The sequence below is a fragment of the Streptomyces sp. NPDC006265 genome (assembly GCF_040613555.1).
Taxonomy (GTDB): Bacteria; Actinomycetota; Actinomycetes; order Streptomycetales; family Streptomycetaceae; genus Streptomyces.
This window is the reverse complement of record NZ_JBEXSH010000549.1, coordinates 1-6044: the sequence shown is the minus strand read 5'-3', so window position 1 is coordinate 6044 and position 6044 is coordinate 1. Positions and strand designations below refer to the sequence as shown.

Here is a 6044-nt window from a genome sequence, read left to right as displayed (position 1 = left end):
GTGTGCACCCGGAACGGCCCGCCCGCGAAGTCGACGTCCTTGTTGCCCTCCACGTGGTTGAGGGACGCGGGGAGTTCCTCGTGACGCAGGGCCAGCACGGTCTTCAGCAGTCCGGCCATCCCGGCGGCGGCGTCCAGGTGTCCCACGTTGGACTTCACCGAGCCGATCCGCCAGGTGCCCGACGCGCCGGCGAAGGCCCGCGACAGGGCCTGGATCTCGATCGAGTCCCCGATCACGGTGCCGCTGCCGTGCGCCTCCACGTAGTCGATGTCCCCCGGCTCCACCCCGGCCGTCGCCAGGGCCTCCGCGATCACCGCGGCCTGCCCCGCGACGCTCGGCGCGGAGAAACTCGCCTTCACGGCACCGTCGTTGTTGACCGCGGTGCCCCTGATCACGGCGTGGACGGTGTCTCCGTCGGCGAGGGCGTCCGACAGTCGCTTCAGCGCGACCACCCCCACGCCGTTGGCGAAGACCGTGCCCCGGGCGGCGGCGTCGAAGGGCCGGACGTGGCCGTCCGGCGAGAGGAAGCCGCCTTCCTGGTAGGGGTAGCCCGTCTTCTCCGGGACCTTGTACGCGACCCCGCCGGACAGCGCCACGTCGCACTCGTAGCCCAGGAGGTTCTGGCAGGCGGTGTGCAGGGCGACCAGCGAGCTGGAGCAGGCCGTCTGGACGGGGTAGCTCGGTCCCCTGAGGTCGAGTTTGTACGAGACCCGCGTGGTCAGGAACGCCAGCTCGTTGCCGAGGCCCACGTTCTCCCCGCGGATGTTCTCCCCGCCGTCCATGTTGCTGACGACGTTCCCGATGTACGCGCTGCTGCTCGCGCCTCCGAAGACCCCGACCGTGCCCCGGTATCGGGCCGGGTCGAGGCCCGCGTGCTCCAGCGCCTCCCAGGCGGTCTCCAGGAACAGCCGGTGCTGCGGGTCCATGATCTTGGCTTCCCGGGCGGTGTAGCCGAAGAACTCCGCGTCGAACAGGCCGATGCCCTCGAACGAGGGGCCCGCCTTCACGTAGTGCGGTTGCCGGGACTCCTCGGGGTCGACCCCGGCCGCCAGCAGTTCGTCGTCGCCGAACTCCACGACGGACTCGACGCCGTCGCGCAGGTTCGACCAGAACTCGGTCAGGTCCCGGGCGCCCGGGAAGCGGCCGGACATGCCGATGATGGCGACGCCTTCCGGCATGGACGGGTCGTCGAACCCCTCGTCGTTCGTGTCGCTCACCACTGCTCCCTCCGTCCTGCACGCGTCCATCGGTGCTGCCGAGGCCCTGCGGCCTGCTGTCGTCGCGGTGGTGGCCCGGGCGCTCCCCGCCGCGGGGGTCGCCCGCGCCTCGGGCGGGCCGTTGCCGGCCCGTCAGATCCACCGGGAACCTCGTCGAGCGGCTCTCGTGGCACGGCCCGTGGCGGCCGGTGTGGTGAGCGCGGCGGCGGTGTCACCGGTGCCGGAGGTGACGAGCTTCCGTGCGCCGAGGGGACTCGATGGGCACGAGGCCGGTTCCCATCTCGACGGCAGCGGAAGGGGCCGGTCACCGCCCCGGCGAAGAGGGAGGACCCGACCCGTCGCACCGCACACCCTCCGGACGGTCTTTCCGGAGGTCCTGGCTCCATCGGCGTTTGTTGCCCCGTACCGCACTCAGTCCCCCAACGGCTGCTCTCGAGAATCTCGAGAGCAGGAAATCGATGCTGCTCGACGGCCCATCGCTCGGTGTTCGCAGCACATGTCGACCGGCTGCGAGACTAACGCAGGATCCCACGGGCCACAATGGCACCTGGTGTGACGTGGCCAATAGAAGGTGAAAGTGCCCGTAATTCCTTCCTCGTGCTCGCCCCGGAGGCGGCTCTGTGGCACGCTGTTCTGGCCGATGAGCCGGACCGGAAACGGAAAGAGGACACACATGAACGGCAATCCGCACAGCCGCCCGTGGATCCACCGCCTATCGCGGACGAATCCCCCCGGACGCATACGGCTGTTCTGTTTCCCTTATGCGGGCGGCGGTGCTTCCACATTCCGGGGCTGGGCCGAGCTGCTGCCGGATGAGATCGACGTCCACGCCGTTCAGCCGCCGGGCCGCGAGGACCGGCTGTTCGAGGACCCGGTCGACACCCTGCAGGCGACTCTGGACGCCGTCGTCCCGGAGCTTCTGGAGCACTCAAAGGAGCCGTTTGCCCTGTTCGGACACAGTCTCGGGGCGATCGTCTGCTGGGAGGCGGCCCGCGTGCTACGTGAGGAGCACGACGTCGAACCGATGCACATGTTCCTCTCGGGATGCCGCGCACTGCCCGCCGTGCACGACGGTCGGCGGGACCTTCACACCCTTCCGGAAGCGGAACTCATCGAGGAACTCCGCCTGATGAACGGAACACCGGAGGAGATTCTCCGGAATGCCGACTTCATGCGGATGCTGTTGCCTACCGTAAGGGCGGACTATGCGATGCTCTCACGCTATTCCTTTCTGCCGTGCAAGTCGCCGGGCGCACCGGTGACGGTTTTCGGTGGGGCAAACGATCCGGGTGTGGGAATGCACCACCTCCAGCAGTGGTCCGAGTTGGTGGAGGGAGAGCTCGACTCGGTGGTCCTGCCCGGTGACCACTTTTTCCTGCATGCGTCGCGGCAGCCCCTTCTCGCGGAAATGGCAAAGCGCCTCCTCCAGCCCGGCCGGGAGCCCGGGCGGGATTCTTCACACCGTTCGCTCTGATCTCTTCCGGCCGTCGTCGATGTCCTTCAGCGCGTTTTCGACGGCCTTCAGGGTCGGCTCGTGCACGATCATCTCGAAATGGTCGACGGGCACCTGGTACTGCTGGTAGTCGGCCAGCCCGAGGTCGGGCCAGTCGGTCACCGGGTGGAGGGTGCGCTCGACGTCCGACGGGTCGTCCCGGTCGTCGGTCGAGAACAACCGCACGGCGAAGTCGCCCGGCTCGGGCACATAGCCCGACACCGCCGACCCGACGGAGCCGAAGACCCGCAGTCCCGCCTGGAACTCCGCGAAGTCGGTCTCGATGGGGTCCGGGCCCTGTGAGCCGACGGCGCGGTACACCTCGGCGGCGTCCGGCTCCTGGCCCTGCGGTATCGCGATGCCCGCCTCGTGCGCGACGGACAGGAGCTTCTCCCCGGCGGCTTCGGCCACCGTCAGCGGCGGGCAGTACAGGGAGGTGTTGAGCAGGACGACGGAGCGCACCTCCCATCCGCGCCGCAGCAGTCCGGCAGCCAGTTCGTAGGCGAGGATGCCTCCCACGCAGTATCCGGCCAGGTGCAGGCTGCGCGGCGCGTCCGCCTTCTCCAAGACTTCGGTGAAGTCCTCGACGATCTCCTCGAGCGTTCCGCACGGCTCGCCCTCGGCCGGGTCGAGACCGCGGGCCTGCAGACCGAGCACGGGGCGGTCGATCGGGTCACCTCCGAAGCGGTGGAGGCCGATGACACCGCCGCTCGCCGCCGGCACCAGCAGCAGGGGGGCACCGGCGCCGGACGGATTGAGGGTGAGCAGTCGGCCGCCGGAGCCGGGGGTGTCGTTCCTGATGCGGGCGCTGAGACCGCCGAACGTGGGGGCCTCGAACAGCGTCTTCAGCGGAATCCGGGTGCCGAGAGCGCCCCTCAGTGCGGATACCAGCTTCGCGGCGAGCAGGGAGGACCCGCCCGATCCGAAGAAGTCGGCGTCCAGGGAGGCGGGCGGCCGGCCCAGCACCCGGGACCACTGGGCGGCGACGACGGCCTCGGCGGCGTCCCGTTCTACGAAGTGCGACTGCACGGCGTTTCCTTCCCCCGTTCGCTCCCGGCCGCCGGGGCCGAGAGGAGTTCCGACAGCAGCGGCGTCACCACCGGAGTGCCGAACAATTCCTTCACATTCAGTCCGGTGTGGTGCACTGACAGCGCGTCGGAGTCCGGCCACGCGGAGCCCTCACTGAGGATGACGTGACCGAGCTTCGGCGGGGCGGTGCGTTCGGTCGCGGCGGACAGCGTGAAGCCGAGCCAGGCCCGCTGCGCCTGCGTCAGCTCGTCGGCGATGTCCTCGTCCAGGTCGGGCGCGGTCCGGGTGACGAGGGAGCGCAGGAAGACGCTCGCCTGCCGCAGCGCCTCGGACGCCGGGAGGCCGGTGATCTCGGGCACTTCGGCGGGGTCCAGCGTGTCGTCCATGTCCAGGGCCAGGTCCAGCAACAGCTCCCGGGGCGTGCCGGGGCCGGGGAGCACGGGGTCGAGGACGATGAGCGGTATGCCGGGCACGGGCAGTTCGCCGGCCAGCAGGTGCGCCAGTTCGACGGCGGAGCAGTAGGCGAGCACGGCCCGCGGCGGGGCGGCGGCCGCGATCTCGGCCGCCCAGTGCCGTGCCTGGGTCGCCAGGTCGGGGACCGTCTCGGCGAGCCCGGGATAGCGCAGGGGATCGATCCGGAGGCGGTGGGCGTGCAGTTCGGGCGGAAGCACGGGGTCGAAGCTGCGGGGCGGGATCTCGTTGCCGAACTCGATGACGACGACCGGTCGGCCGTCGTGGGGAGGCGTGTTGCCGGACATCGGTTTCAGTCTCCGTTCTTCGGTGCCGCGTCGACCGCCGCCGCCAAGTCAGCCAGGACCGGATGGTCGAAGACCGCCTGGAGGCCCACCTTGACGCCGAACCTGTCGCGCACCTTGCCGATCATGCGGGCGGCGAGCAGCGAATGCCCGCCGACGTCGAAGAAGTTGTCACTGGCGCCCGGCGCGATGCCGGTCAGATCGGTCCAGATCTCGGCGATGCCCTCCTCGGTGGAGCCGGGCCGGAAGGCCGCCTCGGGCCGCTGGGCGGGTTCGGCCGGAACCTCCGACAGGGCCTTGCGGTCGATCTTGCCGTTCAGGGTGAGCGGCATGGCGTCCAGCCGCTGGACGCGGGAGGGCACCATGTACCCGGGTAGCCTCTGCGTCAGCGCTTCCTGCACCGTCTCCGCGCCGGCCCCGCCGCAGTAGAAGGCGGCCAGGGAGCCTCCCGCGCCGTCGTCGCACAACACGACGGCGGCCTGGCTGACCTCTGCCACCGTCAGCATGGTGTGCTCGATCTCGGCGGGTTCGACGCGGTTGCCGCGGACGCTCAGCTGGGCGTCGCGCCGTTCGACGAACTCGAGGTCACCGGAGTCCGTCCAGCGGCAGACGTCCCCCGACGCGTACCAGCGCTCGGTGGTGCCGGATCCGCCTTCGGTGGCGTCGGTGGCAGGGGCCGCCGTACCGAACTTCTCCTCGGTGAGGGCGGTGTCACCTCGGTATCCGGCGGCCAGCACCGCCCCTCCGATGAGGAGTTCTCCGGTCGCGCCGGGGCCGGTGACCTCTTGGCCCCGGTGGTCGACCAGCCGGACGCGCGCGCCCGTGATGGGGGTGCCGATGACCGGTGGGCTGCCCGGGTCGCCGGTGCCGCGCAAGTCCCCGCTGGCGGTCGTGACGACGGTCGCCTCGGTGGGGCCGTAGTGGTTGTGGACCGCGGCGGGGAACGAGGCGCTCGGCCGCACCCGCAGCCGGTCGCCGCCGGTCAGCAGGACCCGCAGGGAGGGCGGGGGCGTATCGGATCCGATCAGTTCCTCGGCGATCGGGGTGCTGAGGAAGCACTGCTCGATCGCGTGCTCTCGGAGGAAGTCCGCGATGGCGGGCACGTCGGCGCCCATGGGCTCGGCGGGCAGGACGAGGGTCGCGCCGCTGGCGAGCGCCGCCCAGGTCTCCCAGACGGAGGCGTCGAACCCCAGGCCCGCGAAGGCGGCCACACGGGTGCCGGGCCCCGTCTCGTAGGTCTCGCCGTGCCAGTCCAGCAGGTTCACCAGACTGGCGTGAGCGACCTCCACGCCCTTCGGCGTCCCGGTCGAGCCGGAGGTGTAGATGACGTACGCGAGGGCCGACCGGGCCGGTCGCGGCTCTCGCTGGGGGCCGGAGAACGCGTCCTGCGGCGCGGGCACCGAGGGGTGCACCCGGTGGCGCAGATCGGGCTGGGCCAGCACGGCGAAGGGCCGAGCGTCGTGGAGGACCGACTCGATGCGCCCGTCCGGGAGGGCCGGGTCCTGGGGCAGGTAGGCGGCCCCGGCGCGCCTGGCCGCCAGTTGGGCGACC

The 6044-nt window shown here is 70.9% G+C and carries 5 protein-coding genes; 1 reads left to right on the top strand and 4 read right to left on the bottom strand.

Translation table 11 applies throughout. The annotated features are described in order from the left end of the window. Positions 1–1217, bottom strand: a 1217-nt coding sequence (locus tag ABZ281_RS33475) for a polyketide synthase (RefSeq protein ID WP_356661641.1), incomplete at its 3' end; no start/stop codon positions are given. A 673-nt stretch (positions 1218–1890) separates the two neighbouring features. Here ABZ281_RS33475 and ABZ281_RS33470 point away from each other — a divergent pair. Further along, entirely contained in the window at positions 1891–2691 is an 801-nt protein-coding gene (locus ABZ281_RS33470) for an alpha/beta fold hydrolase (RefSeq protein ID WP_356661639.1), read from the top strand. Here the strand turns inward: ABZ281_RS33470 and ABZ281_RS33465 are convergent. From ABZ281_RS33465 to ABZ281_RS33455, 3 genes are all read right to left on the bottom strand, one after another. Beyond that, on the bottom strand, positions 2674–3738 hold the full coding sequence (locus tag ABZ281_RS33465) for a phosphopantetheine-binding protein (protein ID WP_356661637.1): 1065 nt from the start codon (positions 3736–3738) through the stop codon (positions 2674–2676). The genes ABZ281_RS33470 and ABZ281_RS33465 overlap by 18 nt on opposite strands. After that, on the bottom strand, positions 3720–4496 hold the full coding sequence (locus ABZ281_RS33460) for a hypothetical protein (protein WP_356661635.1): 777 nt from the start codon (positions 4494–4496) through the stop codon (positions 3720–3722). The genes ABZ281_RS33465 and ABZ281_RS33460 overlap by 19 nt, the downstream gene beginning before the upstream one ends. A gap of 5 nt (positions 4497–4501) precedes the next feature. Continuing rightward, positions 4502–6044 (bottom strand): non-ribosomal peptide synthetase (locus tag ABZ281_RS33455; RefSeq protein ID WP_356661633.1); only part of this gene is annotated, 1543 nt, incomplete at its 5' end.

Excerpts from the sequence above, each read along its gene's own strand:
- ABZ281_RS33470 (WP_356661639.1), top strand. The coding sequence starts at position 1,891 with ATGAACGGCAATCCGCACAGCCGCCCGTGGATCCACCGCCTATCGCGG.
- ABZ281_RS33460 (WP_356661635.1), bottom strand. The coding sequence starts at position 4,496 with ATGTCCGGCAACACGCCTCCCCACGACGGCCGACCGGTCGTCGTCATC.